17 protein-coding genes and 1 tRNA gene are annotated in these 17002 nt (G+C 57.4%); 3 read left to right on the top strand and 15 right to left on the bottom strand.

What is annotated here, in order from left to right; all coding sequences use genetic code 11:
- Positions 1–145 precede the first annotated feature (145 nt).
- The 6 genes from QMG27_RS06315 to tolB all read right to left on the bottom strand — a co-directional run bounded on the left by QMG27_RS06315 (position 146) and on the right by tolB (position 4677).
- Positions 146–221, bottom strand: a tRNA-Lys gene (locus tag QMG27_RS06315).
- Between the two features lie 62 nt (positions 222–283).
- Positions 284–1060, bottom strand: a complete 777-nt coding sequence (locus QMG27_RS06310) for a tRNA threonylcarbamoyladenosine dehydratase (RefSeq protein ID WP_281814462.1) — start codon at positions 1058–1060, stop codon at positions 284–286.
- Entirely contained in the window at positions 1053–2135 is a 1083-nt protein-coding gene (locus QMG27_RS06305; protein WP_281814460.1) for a YeeE/YedE family protein, read from the bottom strand. Before QMG27_RS06305 ends, QMG27_RS06310 begins: the two co-directional genes overlap by 8 nt.
- Entirely contained in the window at positions 2132–2863 is a 732-nt protein-coding gene (ybgF, locus tag QMG27_RS06300) for a tol-pal system protein YbgF (protein ID WP_281814458.1), read from the bottom strand. Before ybgF ends, QMG27_RS06305 begins: the two co-directional genes overlap by 4 nt.
- A complete protein-coding gene (gene pal / locus QMG27_RS06295; RefSeq protein WP_348773628.1) occupies positions 2860–3369 on the bottom strand; it encodes a peptidoglycan-associated lipoprotein Pal in 510 nt (169 codons plus the stop codon). The genes ybgF and pal overlap by 4 nt, the downstream gene beginning before the upstream one ends.
- A gap of 24 nt (positions 3370–3393) precedes the next feature.
- Positions 3394–4677 carry a Tol-Pal system beta propeller repeat protein TolB gene (tolB, locus tag QMG27_RS06290; protein ID WP_281814453.1) on the bottom strand — a complete coding sequence of 428 codons (1284 nt, stop codon included), beginning with the start codon at positions 4675–4677 and terminating at the stop codon, positions 3394–3396.
- 93 nt (positions 4678–4770) lie between these two features.
- On the opposite strand from tolB, the gene msbA reads away from it, so the two are divergent.
- Both msbA and QMG27_RS06280 read left to right on the top strand, forming a co-directional pair.
- Complete coding sequence (msbA, locus tag QMG27_RS06285; RefSeq protein ID WP_281814451.1) at positions 4771–6567, top strand: lipid A export permease/ATP-binding protein MsbA; 1797 nt, start codon at positions 4771–4773, stop codon at positions 6565–6567.
- Positions 6568–6574: 7 nt separating this feature from the next.
- Positions 6575–7447, top strand: coding sequence for a glycosyltransferase (locus tag QMG27_RS06280; RefSeq protein ID WP_281814449.1), 873 nt, complete (start codon positions 6575–6577; stop codon positions 7445–7447).
- A gap of 294 nt (positions 7448–7741) precedes the next feature.
- Here QMG27_RS06280 and rng read toward each other — a convergent pair whose 3' ends face one another.
- The 9 genes from rng to QMG27_RS06235 are packed head-to-tail and all read right to left on the bottom strand — an operon-like array spanning position 7742 to position 15323.
- Positions 7742–9232, bottom strand: coding sequence for a ribonuclease G (gene rng, locus QMG27_RS06275; RefSeq protein ID WP_281814446.1), 1491 nt, complete (start codon positions 9230–9232; stop codon positions 7742–7744).
- 12 nt (positions 9233–9244) lie between these two features.
- The gene (locus QMG27_RS06270; RefSeq protein WP_281814444.1) at positions 9245–9871 is read right to left on the bottom strand and encodes a Maf family protein; all 627 of its coding nucleotides are present in this window, start codon (positions 9869–9871) and stop codon (positions 9245–9247) included.
- Positions 9872–9888: 17 nt separating this feature from the next.
- Complete coding sequence (gene rlmH / locus QMG27_RS06265; protein WP_108282695.1) at positions 9889–10356, bottom strand: 23S rRNA (pseudouridine(1915)-N(3))-methyltransferase RlmH; 468 nt, start codon at positions 10354–10356, stop codon at positions 9889–9891.
- Positions 10353–11075, bottom strand: a complete 723-nt coding sequence (rsfS, locus tag QMG27_RS06260) for a ribosome silencing factor (RefSeq protein ID WP_281814437.1) — start codon at positions 11073–11075, stop codon at positions 10353–10355. The genes rlmH and rsfS overlap by 4 nt, the downstream gene beginning before the upstream one ends.
- Positions 11072–11674 carry a nicotinate-nucleotide adenylyltransferase gene (gene nadD / locus QMG27_RS06255; protein ID WP_281814434.1) on the bottom strand — a complete coding sequence of 201 codons (603 nt, stop codon included), beginning with the start codon at positions 11672–11674 and terminating at the stop codon, positions 11072–11074. The genes rsfS and nadD overlap by 4 nt, the downstream gene beginning before the upstream one ends.
- A 12-nt stretch (positions 11675–11686) precedes the next feature.
- Positions 11687–12643, bottom strand: a complete 957-nt coding sequence (gene hemF, locus QMG27_RS06250) for an oxygen-dependent coproporphyrinogen oxidase (protein ID WP_281814431.1) — start codon at positions 12641–12643, stop codon at positions 11687–11689.
- Positions 12644–12653: 10 nt separating this feature from the next.
- Positions 12654–13304 (bottom strand): 1-acyl-sn-glycerol-3-phosphate acyltransferase, encoded by a 651-nt coding sequence (locus QMG27_RS06245; protein ID WP_281814429.1) that lies wholly within the window; start codon positions 13302–13304, stop codon positions 12654–12656.
- Positions 13305–13314: 10 nt separating this feature from the next.
- Positions 13315–14607 (bottom strand): phosphoribosylamine--glycine ligase, encoded by a 1293-nt coding sequence (gene purD, locus QMG27_RS06240; protein WP_281814426.1) that lies wholly within the window; start codon positions 14605–14607, stop codon positions 13315–13317.
- Positions 14604–15323 carry a YebC/PmpR family DNA-binding transcriptional regulator gene (locus QMG27_RS06235; protein ID WP_281814423.1) on the bottom strand — a complete coding sequence of 240 codons (720 nt, stop codon included), beginning with the start codon at positions 15321–15323 and terminating at the stop codon, positions 14604–14606. The genes purD and QMG27_RS06235 overlap by 4 nt, the downstream gene beginning before the upstream one ends.
- 69 nt (positions 15324–15392) lie before the next feature.
- On the opposite strand from QMG27_RS06235, the gene QMG27_RS06230 reads away from it, so the two are divergent.
- Positions 15393–16934: a helicase HerA-like domain-containing protein gene (locus tag QMG27_RS06230; protein ID WP_281814420.1), complete on the top strand. Its 1542-nt coding sequence runs from the start codon at positions 15393–15395 to the stop codon at positions 16932–16934.
- Positions 16935–17002 lie beyond the last annotated feature (68 nt).

Here is a 17002-nt window from a genome sequence, read left to right as displayed (position 1 = left end):
AAACCACTGCTCCTCCTCGGTGGTTTTGTGTTTGATTTTTATGTTTACATAAGATAAATCGTATTCATATTTATTTTAAGAAAAATGCAATTTTGAAGCGACAATAAAAAAAGGACTTAGATTTCTCTAAGTCCTTTTAGGATTTTGGTGGGACCAGCGGGGGTCGAACCCACGACAAACGGATTAAAAGTCCGCTGCTCTACCAACTGAGCTATGGTCCCATCACGTAGGATCTTCAGCGTTTGCTTCGTACCCTGCGAAGACTAAGAGTATAACGCATTTTTCAGCCTTTTGGCAACGCAGCTGAAGAAATTTGATCAAGCACCCAACCCGCCGCGCACTGCCCAAATGTTGCTGTCACGCTGACTACTGAGCCATAACCACTGCAATTGAGCGAGCCATCGCCCTGTACTTCGCAGCTCGCATCAGGCGGAGCCACCGTTTCTCGACTGAATACACAAGTCACGCCCATTTTTTTACCATCGCGCGCGGCTCCGTGTTCACGGCGCAAGTTGTAACGCAACTTGGCCAACAGTGGATCATGGCTGGTTTTGGAAAGGTCATCAACCTCTACCTGATGTGCATGGCGTTTACCCCCCGCTGCCCCCACAGTGATAAACAAACTTTGATGTTTGAGCGCCCAAGCCGCCATCGCAGTCTTGGCTTTGATCTGATCGCAAGCATCAATCACCGCATCCGGTTGCGCGTGAGGCAAGATGGATGGCCAGTTGTCTGGCGTCACAAAATCTTCAATGCAGCTCACCACACAGGTGGGATTGATGCGTGCAATGCGCTGGCGCATGGCCTCGACTTTGGCCAGGCCCAGCGTGTCAACGAGCGCGTGAATTTGCCGGTTGATGTTGGATTCGGCAACGTTGTCGAGGTCAATCAAAGTCAATCGCCCTACCCCACTGCGAGCCAAGGCTTCCACCGTCCAAGACCCAACGCCGCCAATGCCAACCACCACCACATGGGCACAACGAATGCGCTGTGCACTACTTACCCCATACAGTCGGGCTAAGCCGCCAAAGCGACGTTCCAAATCTGCGTCTTCAAGCACAGGCGGTGCGCTCTAGACGTGCCGCTTGCTGGCGCAAAGCCAGCACAGCACCAGTGAAGATTGCCAGCACCGCCAGCACGGCATTCAAACTGAGGGTGGAAAGCCCACTCAAGCCCTGCCCCACGGTACAGCCCATGGCTGTGACACCTCCCACCCCCATGAGCACACCGCCCACAAGGTGCTGCCCTAGATCGCGGGCATCGGCAAAGCTTTCCCAGCGGAAGGTTCGGCTTTGAATCGCCGAAACGGCAGAGCCGCAAATCACCCCCACCACAGCCAAGACGCCCGTGGTGAGCACCTTGGACGCATCGCTGTAAAACATGAGCCAATCCAACGTATTGGCGATGGGTGCAACAAAGTTAAGCGCTTCTATGCGGCCTGAGCTGGTTCCCAAGTACACCGCATCAAGGGTTTCAGGGTGTTCAGGCACAAACCCCAAATGGCCACTCACCCACCACATGGCCACCACAATGGCTCCCACGCCAACGCCCGCCAACAAACTGTTGGCAGTCCAAAACTCTTTGTCGTTCAGCACCCAAAACAAAATACCAGCAGCCACGATGTAGCCAACTCCGCTCACGCCCAAGGCATGTAGGCTCGCACCGGCTGGCATGTCAATGAACACGGTATCTACTGTCAGCGTGCGCAACACGGCCGTGATGCCTTTCATGGTGGCAAAGGCTGTGATGCCCATCACCAAAACCACCACCACCGATTTGAGGTTGCCGCCCCCCACACGCACCAAGGCTTTGTTGCCGCAACCGGAAGCGATGACCATGCCATAGCCAAACATCAAGCCGCCCACCACGGTAGACAGCCACATCAAGCGATGACTGGCGTACAGGGTTTTGCTGGCGTCAATCAAGCCTAGATCTGACAAGGCAGTAAAGCCGAAGGTGGCGACGGCAACAGCGCAGGCCCACTGGCGTGCGCGGGTCCAGTCGCCCATGTGCACCACATCCGAAATCGCACCCATGGTGCAAAAGTGTGTGCGTTGACTGATGAAGCCCAACAGCAAGCCCCCAAGAAAAAAGGCCCCAAGGACCTCTTTGGTGAGCGTGGTCAGCTCGTTCATTTGAGTTTGGCCAAACGCTCAGAAGCCGCTGCCGCAGCTTCGGTATGCGGATAAGCCTTGACCACTTCAGCCAGGGTCTTACGTGCCGCCTTGATGTCTTTCAGATCCAGCTGACAGTTGGCCACTGACAGCATGGCGTCGGCCGCGCGCATGTGGCTTGGGGCTTTTGCGAGCAAGGTGTTGAAGTTTTTAATGGCATTGGTGTAGTCACGGTTGGCATACTGAGCATTGCCCAACCAAAACAACGACGGCACCACATAGCCGCTCTTGGGGTTGCGTTTGATGAAGTCGTTGAAGGCCATGCTGGCTGCACCAAATTCACCTTTACGGAAAATGGCCAAAGCATCTTCATACGCCTTGGTTTCTGCAGGCTCAGCCACAAACTCCACGCCATCCACCTTGACCTTGGCGGGCTCAAATTTCTTGAGGCGGTCGTCCACGCCTTGCGATAGCTCTTGGGCGCGGCGTAGCTCTTGGGTCAACTCTTCTTTTTCACCACGCAAACGCGCAGTTTCAGCGCGCAAGGCTTCAAACTGATTTTGTTGCTCTAGCAAGCTGCGTTGAAAGTTTTGAATCTCTTCACCTTGGCGCTCGACGCGCTGACGCAGATCCAAAATAGCACGACGCGCTTCCTCATCTTCAAAAAGAGCGGCTTGAGCGCTGACACTGGCTAAGACTGCAGCAGCCAACGCCACCGCGCGCAGAGAAAAAGAAGTGTTCAGTTTCATTGGTAGTTCAATGCCGCACGGCGGTTTTGAGAGTAAGCCGATTCGTCAGAGCCTTGGGCCACTGGTTTTTCTTTGCCAAAGCTCACCGATTCCATTTGACCTTCGGGCACGCCCAATGCGCTCAACGCGCGACGCACGGCGTCCGAGCGCTTTTGGCCCAAGGCCAAGTTGTATTCGCTGCCGCCACGCTCGTCGGTGTGGCCTTCCAGGTTCACACGACGGTTGCGATCAGCACGCAAGTAGCGCGAGTGCGCTTCGAGCACGCTTTGGTACTCGCTCTTGACGGTGTAGCTGTCGAGATCAAAGTAAATGATGTGTTCCACACCTGCAGGGCCTGTCTTGATGCCTTGCATGGCGCCCAAGTTGCGGGAGTTCAACCCGTTGACCCCACTTTGGCCAGCCGCACCACCAGAACGATCATCCACTTGCACGTCATCTAATTTGACGCCGGAAGCGCAGCCTGCCAAAGCAGCCGCCACAGAAACGATAAGAAGAAGTTTTTTCATAGCCATCCGTTGAAGAGTAAAAATTTAAGGCAGCGCCTTACTGAAAGGGCCCCAGTTCGGTTCTCGCAAATCACCACCCTGACCCGACAATCGGGCCTTGATACGGCCATCCAAAGTCGTGGTCATCAGCGCCTCACGGCCATCTTGCTGAGTCGCGTACACAATCAAGCGGCTGTTGGGGGCGAAACTGGGGCGTTCATCACGGCTGGTGTCGGTGATAGCAGCCACGTTACCGCTGGCAATGTCCATCACATGCAACTTAAACGCACCACCAATGCGAGAGATATAGGTCAACCAACGGCCATCGGGGCTGATCGAGGGCGAAATGTTGTAGGTGCCATTGAAGGTCACGCGGTTAGCTGGCCCGCCCGAGGCTGGCATGCGGTAAATCTGAGGTGCGCCGCCGCGATCGCTCACGAAATAAATGGCAGAGCCATCGGGCGAAAACACGGGCTCGGTGTCAATGGCTGCAGATTGCGTCAAGCGGCGAGGCTCACCGCCGTTGGCATCAATGACAAACAATTGCGAGCCACCATCGCGGCTGAGTGTCACGGCCAAGCTGCGACCATCTGGCGACCAGCTCGGCGCACTGTTGGAGCCACGGAAATTGGCAATCACACGTCGCTTGCCTGTCGACACATCATGCACATACACGACGGGCTTGCGCGACTCAAACGAGACATAGGCCAATTGAGTGCCTGAGGGCGACCAGCTGGGTGAAATGATCGGCTCTGGACTGGCCAAGGCCGACTGCGCGTTTTCGCCGTCAGAGTCGGCCACCCACAAATTAAAACGAGCGCCTGACTTGGTCACATAAGCAATGCGGGTGGAAAACACCCCCTTGTCGCCAGTGAGTTTTTCGTAAACGAAATCCGAGATTTTGTGCGAGGCCAAGCGCAAATCGCCTGTCACCACCACATAGCTCATGGCGCCTAAGTCTTGTCCACGCACCACATCCCACAGGCGGATGCGCACGTCATAGCGGCCATCGTTCATGCGGCTGATGCTGCCTGTGAGCAAGGCATCAGCGCCCTTTTGGCGCATGGCGCTGATGTCGGGGCGTTGGGTCTCGTCCGTCACCACTCCCGCTGTGACACCGCGGAATTGGCCGCTGCGTTCAAGGTCTGCCTGAACAATGGCTGAGATTTTTTGTGGCGATGTTTCTTCCCCGCGCAACGGGGCAAAGGCAATAGGCACTTGGGTCAAACCCACACCAGACACCTCCACACGAAACTGCGCCCAGCTTGGCAGCGCCAATAAACCGGCGGTCAAAAGTCCAAGTGCGCAGCGAAAAAGGTGACGTGTCATGGTGAAAGAGATAGCCAAACGAATCCATAGATTTTAGTGGCGAACGAGTGGCGATAATGCGTTGTATTGCGTTTGTTGCCACTCTGAGAATTTATGACCACCACCGACCCTTTGCAGCCCTCTGACTCTTTGTTGCTCAGGCTCAAACGCGTGGCTCCCTGGTTCTCTGGGCATCCGGGTGCTCTGGCCTTGGGCATTGCCGGGATTTTTGTGGGTGCGGCCACTGAGCCAGCCATTCCCGCCATGATGAAGCCCCTGCTCGATACGGGTTTTGACCGTGGCACGCTTGACCTGTGGATGATCCCGGTTGTCTTGCTGCTGTTATTTGGCGTTCGTGGATTTGCCGGTTTTGTCGCCGCCTATTGCTTGGCTCGCGTGACCAACTACTCGATGGAAGGCCTGCGTCAACGCCTGTTTGAGAAGTTACTCAAAGCCGATCCCAAACTATTTGCGGACAAACACACCAGCGGCCTGACCAACACCATGGTGTACGAAGTCAACAACGGGGCCAGCTTGTTGGTCTCTACCCTGCTCGCATTTGCCAAAGACTTGGTCACGCTGCTTGCGTTGCTTGGCTATTTGTTGGTGCTGAATTGGAAACTTACCCTCATTGTGTTTGCCATTTTCCCGCCCATTGCATGGGTGGTGAAAAACCTCTCTCGCCGTCTCGACCATGTGACCCGGGCTAGCCAGGATGCGACGGACGATTTGGCCTATGTCGTGGAAGAAAACGTACTCGCCTACCGCATGGTGCGCTTACACAACGCCCAGCAAAGCCAAACCCACAAGTTTGCAGGCTCCAACCTCAAATTACGCCAACTCGCAATCAAAGCCGTCATTGCCAACTCGGTCATGACACCGCTCATCCAAATGCTGGCTGCCTTGGCCTTGTCTGCCGTCATCATGGTGGCGCTGTACCAAAGCACGGGCGACAGCAACAGCCAAACCGTCACCGTGGGCAGTTTTGCCGCCTTCATCACCGGCATGTTGATGCTCATTTCGCCCATCAAGCATTTGTCCGAAGTGGCGGGCACGCTCACGCGCGGCGTCACCTCGCTGGAGCGCGGCTTGAACTTGCTTGAGCTCGCGCCCGACGAAACCCAAGGCACGCACACCAGCGACCATGCCAAAGGCGAAATCAGCTTTGACCACGTCACCTTGCAATACCCTTCGGCCACCAGCCCTGCCCTGAATGGCGTGAGCCTCACCATTCACCCCGGCCAAACTGTGGCCTTGGTTGGCCCCTCAGGCTCGGGCAAAACCACCTTGGCCAACCTATTGCCCCGCTTTCTTGACCCCAGCGCGGGGCAAGTCAGCCTAGACGGCGTACCACTCAAAGACTGGTCCCTCGTCAGCTTGCGTCGCCAAGTAGCCTATGTGAGCCAAGACGTGGTCATGTTCAACGACACCGTGGCGCAAAACATCGCCTTGGGCGAAACCGTCGACACGGAGCGCGTGTGGAAAGCCCTGGAAGCCGCCAATTTGGGCGACTTTGTACGCGGACTGCCCCACCAAGAAAACACGCTCGTTGGCCACAACGCCACCCAACTCTCGGGCGGCCAGCGCCAACGCTTGGCAATTGCCCGCGCCATTTACAAAGATGCGCCTATTTTGATTTTGGACGAAGCCACCTCGGCCTTGGACACAGCTTCTGAGCAAGCCGTAAAAGACGCACTGAATGTGCTGATGCAGGGCCGTACCTCGCTGGTCATTGCGCACCGTTTGTCCACCATCGAACACGCCGACCTGATTGTGGTGATGCAAGCGGGCAGCATTGTGGAGACGGGCACGCACACCCAACTCATGGCCCAAGGCGGCGCGTATGCAGCGCTTTACCAGGTGGCTGCACAAAGCACGGACAACCATTTTTCTGACGCAACCAGCATCTGAGCCACCTATGAGCCAAGCATCCATCAGCGGTTTCACTTTCATTCGCAACGGCGTGGAGCTGGGCTTCCCGTTTGAGGCCTCCATTCGCTCTCTCTTGCCCTTGGTCGATGAGTTTGTTGTGGTCGTGGGCAAAAGCAACGATGACACCTTGGCTCGCATTCATGCCATTGGCTCACCCAAGATTCGCATCATTGAAACCATCTGGAACGAACGCATGGCCGACCGTGGCTTTGTGTACGCCCAACAAAAAATGATCGCCCAATTTGCCTGCACTGGCGACTGGGCGTTTTATTTGGAAGGCGACGAAGTGGTTCATCAAGATGAGCTAGCCAACATCCGCGCCAGTGTGGACAAGCACCACCCCAACCCTGCCGTCGAAGCCTTGGTGTTTGACTACTTTCATTTCTACGGCACACCCGAGTTTGTGGCCAACAGCCCCGCGTGGTACCGCCGCGAATGCCGCCTGATTCGCAACACCATCCGCTCGTACGCTCCCGATGGGCAGTATTGGCTCATCACGGCTGACCACAAAAAAGGCCGTAATCCGCAAGCCGCCTTGGCCAATGCCCACATCTACCACTACGGCTGGGTGCGAAGCAACGAGGCCATGCAAAAGAAACTGGACCAAGTGAGCAAGTTTTGGTCTCATGGCGCGCCGACCATCCGCTACAGCCAGTTTGACGCGCAAGTGTTGCAGCCATTCGTGGGCACGCATCCTGAGTTGGTGAAGCCTTGGCTAGAAAGCTCGGCGGAAAAGAGCTTCACGATTGACCCAGATTACAAGCTGACCAAGCGTGAGAAGCGTCACCGGTGGTTGATGAAGTTGGAGAAGGCGTTTGGGCTGGACTTCAGTCGCAAGCATTTCAAGTTGGTTGCTTGAACTTCTGCTTTAAGTCATTGCTCTCGCACGTCCACGTCACGGCCAGCACCTGACACGGCTTAACGTCCCTGCGGGCCGTGATGGCGCCGTATCAGGCACTGACCGCGACGTGAACTTGAGGTCGATGTCAGCACGCGGCGCTAGCTCTCTGTCTTTAGCGATGCGTAGCAAGCAAAGCGCTTGGGGTGTTTGATTTGGCGCCATCACGGCCCGCAGGGACGTTAAGCCAAGTCAGACACCCCAAGTGCTTTGCGCCCTCAGCCACCGAGGGGAAGTTCAAAACCAAACGCAACCTCAGAGCAACACAATGTCGTACTGCACCTGCGACATCGACGCCTCAGGCTGCAAAGAAATCGGCTTGCCAATGAAGTCGCTCAACCCCGCCAAATGTTGGCTTTCTTCGTCTAGCAACACATCAATCACCCCAGGCGAAGCAATGACACGGAACTCTTTGGGATGGAACTGGCGAGCCTCGCGCAAGATCTCGCGCAAGATGTCATAGGCCACGGTGCGCGTGGTTTTCACACTGCCCTTGCCTTCGCACACGGGGCATGGCTCGCACAGCATGTGAGCCAGTGATTCGCGGGTGCGTTTGCGGGTCATTTCCACTAGGCCCAAGGCCGAATAGCCGCTCACCATCGTCTTCACACGGTCACGGGCGAGTTGTTTCCGAAACTCAGCCAACACAGCTTCGCGGTGGTCTTCGCGGGTCATGTCAATGAAGTCGGCGATGATGATGCCGCCCAAGTTGCGCAAGCGCAGTTGGCGGGCAATTGCGCCTGCGGCTTCTAGGTTGGTTTTGAAAATCGTTTCGTCAAAGTTGCGCGCGCCTACGTAGCCGCCCGTATTCACGTCAATCGTAGTCAGGGCCTCGGTTTGGTCGACGATGAGGTAGCCGCCCGATTTCAAATCGACGCGACGCCCCAAGGCCTTGCCCACTTCATCGTCGATGTTGAAGAGGTCAAAAATCGGGCGCTCGCCTTTGTACAGCTGCAGTTTGTCCACCGCGCTAGGCATGAACTCCGTGCCAAAGGTTTTGAGTTTTTGAAACTGCTCAGCCGAGTCAATGCGGATGGTTTGCGTGGTTTCGCTCACCAAGTCGCGCAGCACGCGTTGCAGCAGGCTCAGGTCTTGGTGCAACAGAGATTTGGGTGGCAAGCGGGTCGAGGCTTCTTTGATGCGGGCCCAGGTTTTGCGCAGGTAGGCAATGTCTTCACCTAGCTCAGCATCGCTGGCATCTTCGCCGTTGGTGCGCAAAATGAAACCACCCGTTTTGCCATCGGGGGCGGTGGCTTCGGCCAAGCTTTGCAGGCGTTGGCGCAAGGCCTCGCGCTGCTCAAACGGGATTTTTTGCGACACACCAATGTGCTGGTCTTGCGGCAAAAACACCAACAAGCGGCCCGCAATGCTGATTTGCGACGACAAGCGTGCGCCTTTGGTGCCAATCGGGTCTTTGATGACTTGCACCAAGATCGACTGACCTTCAAACACTTGTTTTTCAATCGGCATGACAGGGGCTGGCTCGCCCTTGTCGTTGTCGGCGTGGCGTGCGGCCACGCTGCTCATCAAATCGGCCACATGCAAAAACGCGGCACGCTCTAGGCCAATGTCGATGAAGGCCGACTGCATGCCTGGCAACACACGCGCCACTTTGCCCAAGTACACATTGCCCACCAAGCCGCGCTCGAGCGTGCGCTCGACGTGCAGTTCTTGCACCGCGCCCGTTTCGACAATGGCCACACGGGTTTCTTGCGGCGACCAGTTGATGAGGATGTCTTGTTGCATGGCGAACCCAACTTAAACCTTGAATCCAAACACGCGCAACAGCTGCGCGGTTTCAAACATCGGCAGCCCCATGATGCCAGAGTAGCTACCGCTGATGTGCTCGATGTATGCAGCCGCCCTGCCCTGCACCGCATACGCGCCGGCTTTGCCCATGGGCTCACCGCTGGCCACATAGCTTTGAATTTGTGTGCGCGTCAAAGGCGCAAAGCGCACGTTGGACACGCTGAGAGCCTGTTCTGTTTTGAGTGGTTTGCCCGCTTTAGAGAGCGTACCCATGGCGACCGAGGTCAACACGCGGTGGGTTTGACCGCTCAATGTGCCGAGGATGTGCGCAGCATGTTTGGCATCGTCTGGCTTGCCCAGAATGGTTTTACCCAAGGCCACGGTGGTATCGCTGCACAACACAGGGGCTAAAGGCAAGCCGCGGCGCTGCATGCGGGCCAAGGCGGCTTCGAGTTTGAGCAAGGTCACGCGTTGCACGTAGGCACGCGGCGCTTCGTTGGGCAACACCACTTCTAGTGCTTCGGCGTCTTCGTGCTCATCAGCCAGCAAAAGCTCGTAGCGAATACCCAGCTGCTCTAGCAATTGGCGGCGGCGTGGGCTCTGCGAGGCGAGATAAACGAATTTGAAGTCAGGCATATATGGCTCTAGTTGCTTCACTCGCGGTGATACGGATGGTTGGCATTGATCGACCACGCACGGTAGAGCTGCTCCACCAACAACACGCGCACCATGGCGTGTGGCAGGGTCAGGTCGGAAATGCGGATGCGCTCGTGCGCTTGCTTTTTGAACTCAGGGCACAAACCATCGGGCCCGCCAATGACCAAGGCCACATCGTCTGCCTCGAGCTGCCAATGCTTGAGCTTGGCGGCCAAGGCCACGGTGGTGAGGTTGGTCCCGCGCTCGTCCAGCGCCACGATGCGGCAGCCGCGCGGAATGGCAGCTTCGATGCGCTCGCGCTCGGCGGCGTAGATGGTGTCTAGCGTTTTAGAGCTGCGCGGCTCGGTTTTGACGGCCTTGAGCTCGACCTTCAGCTCAGACGGAAACCGCTTGGCGTAATCGTCCCAAGCGGTTTGCGCCCAGTCCGGCACACGTTGGCCGACTGCGACGACCCACAGCTTCATGCTTTGCGGGCAGTGGTCTTTTTAGCGGCTGGGCGTTTGGCGGCAGTTTTGGCTGCGGGCTTGCCCGCAGTGGTCGCGGCACGCGCAGCAGATTTCGCCGAAGACTTAGCGCCTTTGAGTGCCACCTTAACGATGGGCAACTTGGCGGCAGTCTTGGCAGCGGGCTTTTTGGCAGCAGCTGTTTTGGCGGGTGCCGCTTTTGCCGAGCCAGCAGACGCTGAACGCGATGCAGGCTTTGCCGATTTGGCGGCTGGCTTCTTATCTGCAGCAGCTTTCTTAGTCGCAGGTTTTTTGCCAGCCGACTTCTTGGCAGGAGTATCTTCTTTAGGCTCAGCGGCCTTGACAGGCTTAGGCGCACCAAACTTCAAACGCACAGGCTTTTCGCCCCAAATTTCTTCGAGGTTGTAGTAGCTTCGGATGGTGGGTTGCATGATGTGCACCACCACTGGGCCGCAGTCCACAATGATCCACTCACCGTTGTCTTCGCCCTCGATGCGAGGCTTGCCAAAACCGCCTTCACGCACTTTGTCGCGCACGCTGGAGGCCAAGGCTTTGGTTTGACGGTTGGACGTACCCGAGGCCACGATGACGCGCTCAAACAGCGAGGACAGGTGTTCGGTGTCAAACACCTGGAGGTCTTGGGCTTTGACGTCTTCCAGCGCATCCACCACGGTGCGTTGCAGTTTTTGGACGTCTTTTTTAGCGCTTGTATCGTTCATCGGTTCAATCTATAGAGGCTGTGTTGTTCAATGTAATGCTGCACCGAAGCGGGCAACCAGTTTGAAAAAGGCGGTTGCGCCACCGTGTGCTGGGCGTAGTGGGCGCGAATGTCAGTGGCGCTCACCTTGAGGCTGGGCATGTCCAGCCGCTGCACATCGGGCGATACCACATTGTGCCACTGTGCCGCCCCACCCCGCTGCGCCACCACCAAGGTAGCGAGTTTCAAAATGTCTTGCCAACGATGCCAAGTCTTGAAGGCATTGGCTTGATCGGCCCCAATGAACAAAAACAGGTCGTCATTGGGGTGCTCGGCCTTGAGCTCTAGCAAGGTGTCGTAGGTGTAGGTCGCGCCTGCGCGGTTGATTTCGCGGTCATCCACCACCACGTTCGACTGGCCTTCAAACGCCAGACGCGCCATGGACAAGCGGTGTGGCGACGCGGTGAGCGTGTGGTCTTTGTGCCAAGCGTCCCCCGTGGGGATGATGCGCAACTGCTGCAGGCCAAACTGCGCCATGGCGTGCTGCGCCAATGCCAGATGCGCGATGTGCGGCGGGTCAAACGCACCGCCAAACACACCAAGTCTCGGCTTGTGGCTCATGTTCTATGCGGTTTAAAGCTGGCGCGCCAGCCAGTCCTGCGGCTGCAAAAAGTCGTGCAGCAAGTCGTGTTCGGGCGTGCCTGCCTCTGGCTGGTGCTGGTACGACCAGCTCACCAACGGCGGCATGGACAGCAAGATGGACTCGGTGCGCCCACCCGACTGCAAGCCAAAGTGCGTGCCACGGTCCCACACGAGGTTGAACTCCACATAGCGGCCACGGCGGTACAACTGGTGGTTGCGCTCGCGTTCGCCATAAGGGGTGTTCACACGGCGATCGACGATGGGCAAATAGGCCTGCAAAAAGGCATCGCCCACGCTTTGCAGCATCTCAAAGCTGCGCTCGAAGCCCAGCTCAGAAAAATCGTCAAAAAAGATGCCGCCAATACCGCGCTGCTCACTGCGGTGCTTGTTGCAGAAGTACTCGTCGCACCAAGTTTTGAAACGTGGGTACAAGTCTGCGCCAAACGGCTGCAGCGAATCGTGGCAGACCTGATGGAAATGCTTGGCGTCTTCGGCAAAGCCGTAGTAAGGCGTGAGGTCCATACCGCCGCCAAACCACGCCACGGTTTTGCCATTGGCAGGCGTGGCCGCAATCATGCGCACATTCATGTGCACCGTGGGCACATAGGGGTTACGCGGGTGAAACACCAACGACACGCCCATGGCCTCAAACGGCGCACCGGCCAACTCAGGTCGGTGTTGCGTGGCTGAGGGTGGCAACTTCGGGCCACGCACATGCGAGAACCCGCAGCCGGCACGCTCAAACACCGGGCCGTTTTCTAAGATTTTTGTGATGCCGTTGCCTTGCAGCTGCTCGCCCGGGCCTTTTTCCCAGTGGTCAGTCAAAAACTTGGCTTGCCCATCTTTGGCTTCAATCGCATCGGTGATGCGGCTTTGTAGGCCAACCAGGTAGTCGCGGGCAGCCGCTACAACGTGTGCATGGCTAGGGTCGTGGGGCGTGGTGGTCATCGTGAGTGGCTTATCGAGTTGTCGACGCGTCGTTGGCCGCAGGGGTACGCGGTGGCAAAGGTCGAATGGGGGCAGCTTGGTGGATGTGAAAGCCCTGAACGCCTTCGTACACCTGGGCAATGTGGGCGTAATCGGCTTGCACGTCGCCGCTCAATCGCAAGAAGTCATTGATCTTGGCTACTTTTTGGCCATAGTCAATCCGTAGCATGAGCAACGGCACATCGGCCCCCAAAGCCAGCTGGTAAAAGCCGCTGCGCCAGCCATCGGTCAGCTTGCGCGTGCCTTCGGGTGAAAGACCAATCCATAAAAACCCGTCGTTTTGCTTGTGGGTCTTCAAGGCATCCACCATCTCACCCACCACACCTTTGGGGGATGAACGGTCAATTGGCACAGCGCCAATGAAGCGAATCCAGCGGCCAAACAGCGGGATGCGAAATAGGCTCTCCTTGGCAAAAAACTGCACCGGCAAACCCACCGCCCACTTGACCGGCATCATGGTGACGAAGTCCCAGTTGCTGGTGTGGGGGTAGCCAATGAGCACGCCTTGTTTGGTGGGCAAGCCGTCAAACTCGATCTTCCAGCCCATGAGCTTGACCAACCATGCGGCCCACGCTTGGGGCTTGCATTGCACGGCAAGAGGTTTGGCGAATTCGCTGCTCATGGTCTACTGCTTATCGCGCAATCGCGCGGTAGCCAATGTCACTGCGGTACTGCACACCATCAAAGTGAATGCCTTTGATGGTGTCGTAGGCCTGCTGCTGCGCCAGCTTCAAAGTACCGCCCAAAGCGGTCACGCACAACACGCGGCCACCGCTGGTGAGCACTTGGCTGTCTTTCATCTGCGTGCCGGCGTGGAACACCACCACATCGTCGCTGTCTTGCGGCAAGCCGGTGATGGCGTCACCCTTGCGCGGGCTCATGGGATAGCCGTGTGCGGCCAACACCACGCCAATGGCAGTGCGGCGGTCCCATTCCAGTTCGAAATCGTCAAAGCGGGTTTCCGCGTGGTTGGCCGTAGCGGCCAGCAACACATCAACCAAATCGGTTTTCAAGCGAGCCATGATGGGCTGGGTTTCGGGGTCGCCCATGCGGCAGTTGAACTCGAGGGTTTTAACGTGACCTTGTGGGTCAATCATCAAACCTGCGTACAAGAAGCCGGTGAACGGAATCCCGTCTTTTTCCATGCCCTTGATGGTGGGCAAAATGATTTCGCGCATGGCGCGGGCATGCACCTCGGGCGTGACCACGGGCGCTGGCGAATACGCGCCCATGCCGCCCGTGTTGGGGCCTTGATCGGCGTCGAGCAAGCGCTTGTGGTCTTGGCTGGTGGCCAAGGGCAACACGGTTTTGCCATCGCACATGACGATGAAGCTGGCCTCTTCGCCTTGCAAAAACTCTTCAATCACCACGCGCGCGCCACCTTCGTTGTGGCTCACACCCAGCTTGTTGTCGAGCAACATGAAGTCAATCGCCTCGTGCGCCTCGGCGGCGGTCATCGCCACCACCACACCCTTGCCGGCGGCCAAACCATCGGCCTTGACCACAATCGGCGCACCTTTGGCGTTGACGTAGTCGTGCGCGGCTTGCGCGTCGGTGAAGGTTTCGTATTCAGCCGTTGGGATGTTGTGGCGCTTCATGAACGCCTTGCTGAACGCTTTAGAGCTTTCCAGCTGCGCGGCGGCCTTGGTAGGGCCAAAAATGCGCAGGCCGTGGGCGCGGAACTCGTCCACCACGCCTGCTGCCAATGGCGTCTCAGGCCCGACCACCGTCAGCTCAACGCCATTGCTTTGCGCAAATTCGCGCAAGGCCACCACGTCGGTGATGTCAATGTTGTCCAAGCGCTTGTCGCGTGCTGTGCCGCCGTTGCCGGGGGACACAAACACTTTTTGCACCTTGTTGGATTGGGCAATTTTCCACGCCAAAGCGTGTTCGCGGCCACCGCCGCCAATAACGAGTACGTTCATAGTGCTGCGTTGTGATAGACCTCTTGCACATCGTCAAGGTCTTCCAGCGCGTCCAAAAGTTTTTGCATCTTCGCAGCGTCATCACCCTCGAGCTCGATGGTGTTGTCTGCACGGTAAGTCACCTCGGCCATCTCGGCCTTCAGGCCCGCAGCTTCCAAAGCGTTTTTCACAGCCTCAAAGCTGGCCGGTGGCGTCAGCACTTCAATCGCGCCGTCGTCATCGGTGATCACATCGTCTGCGCCCGCTTCGAGCGCGATTTCCATGATTTGGTCTTCATTGCTGCCCGGCGCAAACACCAGCTGCCCGCAATGTTTGAACTGAAACGCCACCGAGCCCTCGGTGCCCATGTTGCCGCCGTTTTTGCTGAAGGCAAAGCGCACCTCAGCCACGGTGCGCACTTTGTTGTCCGTCATGGTGTCCACGATGATGGCCGCGCCGCCCACGCCATAGCCTTCGTAGCGAATTTCGTCGTAGTTCACGCCGTCCAAGTTGCCCGTGGCCTTGTCGACGTTGCGCTTGATGTTGTCAGCGGGCATGTTGGCCGCTTTGGCTTTTTCAATCGCCAAGCGCAAACGGGGGTTCATGCTCAAGTCACCGCCACCTTGACGCGCCGCCACGATGATTTCACGCGTGATGCGTGTCCAAATCTTGCCGCGCTTTTCGTCTTGACGCCCTTTGCGGTGTTGAATATTTGCCCATTTACTGTGGCCAGCCATCGAAAAATCCTCTTGAATTGAATTAACCTTATCTGGTTATTTTACTTTTCAAGTGATGGAGAACTTTTGATGGCCGAACCGATGCTGATTGCACGCCGCAATACGACTGAATGCCACATGTTGCCAGCCTTGGCCAACCGCCATGGCCTCATCACGGGCGCAACCGGCACGGGCAAAACCGTCACGCTGCAAACGCTGGCCGAAGGCTTCTCCAAAATCGGTGTGCCCGTGTTCATGGCCGACGTCAAAGGCGACTTGGCAGGTATCAGCCAGCCTGGCAACATTCCTCCTAAGCTCGCAGCGTCCATCCAAGAGCGCGGCCTGCCCATGCCAGAGCCCATTGGCTGCCCCACCACGTTGTGGGATGTGTTTGGCAAGTCTGGCCACCCTGTTCGCGCCACCATCACCGACATGGGGCCGCTGTTGTTGGGCCGCATGCTCAACCTCAACGACACCCAAGCGGGCGTGCTCAACATGGTCTTCAAAATTGCAGACGACCAAGGCTTGCTGCTGCTCGACCTCAAAGACCTGCGAGCCATGCTGCAACACGTGGGCGAACACGCACGCGAGTTCACCACCGAATACGGCAACGTCAGCGCCGCCAGCATTGGCGCGATTCAGCGTGCCTTGCTAGAGATCGAAGCCCAAGGCGGTGACCAGTTCTTTGGCGAGCCCATGCTCAACATCCAAGACTTCATGCAAACCGATGCCAAAGGCATGGGCGTGATCAACCTCTTGGCCGCCGACAAGCTGATGAACGCGCCGCGCCTGTACGGCACGTTCTTGCTGTGGATGCTCTCTGAAATGTTTGAGCAACTGCCTGAGATTGGCGACGTCGAAAAGCCCAAGATGGTGTTCTTCTTTGACGAAGCGCATTTGCTGTTCAACGAAGCGCCCAAAGTGCTGCTGGAACGCATCGAACAAATGGTGCGACTCATTCGCTCCAAGGGCGTGGGCGTGTACTTTGTCACCCAAAACCCGCTGGACGTGCCCGAAACCGTGCTGGGCCAGTTGGGCAACCGTGTGCAACACGCTTTGCGCGCCTTCACACCGCGCGACCAAAAAGCCGTCAAAGCCACCGCGCAAACCATGCGCGGCAAAGCGGGCCTCGACATTGAAAAAGCCATCACCGAGCTGGGCGTGGGCGAAGCCTTGGTCAGCTTGCTGGATGCCAAAGGCCGCCCGTCTGAGACCGAACAGGTCTATGTGCTCTTGCCCGGCAGCCAACTTGGCCCCATCACGCCAGAGCAACGCCATGCTTTGCTGGCCAACTCGTTGGTGGCTGGGGTGTATGAACAAACCTTGGACCGTGAATCGGCTTATGAGCGCCTCAAGGGTGCAGCGCCTGCTGCTGGTTCGCCTGCAGCGGCTGGCGCTGCTACTGGAGCAATATCTCCCGCAGGCCAAGCGCCAGCACAGCCGTCGGTGACGGACCAAGTCTTGTCTGGTTTAGGTGAAGCCCTGTTCGGCTCCACAGGCCCACGCGGCGGTCAGCGCCAGGGCCTGGCGCAAGTCATGGTCAAGTCGGCTGTGCGCAACATCGGCTCGGCCGTGGGCCGCGAGATTGTGCGTGGAGTGATGGGCAGCATTTTGGGTGGACGCAAGCGCTAAACCGCCTTCGCGAAACCAATAAACAAGCCCATAAAAAAATGCCGCCTGTGGCAACACAGACGGCGTTT

The sequence above is a fragment of the Limnohabitans sp. MORI2 genome, from assembly GCF_027925025.1.
In the GTDB taxonomy this organism is placed as follows: Bacteria; Pseudomonadota; Gammaproteobacteria; order Burkholderiales; family Burkholderiaceae_C; genus Limnohabitans.
The sequence above is the reverse complement of the archived record's forward strand: the minus strand, read 5'-3'. Positions and strand labels throughout refer to the sequence as shown.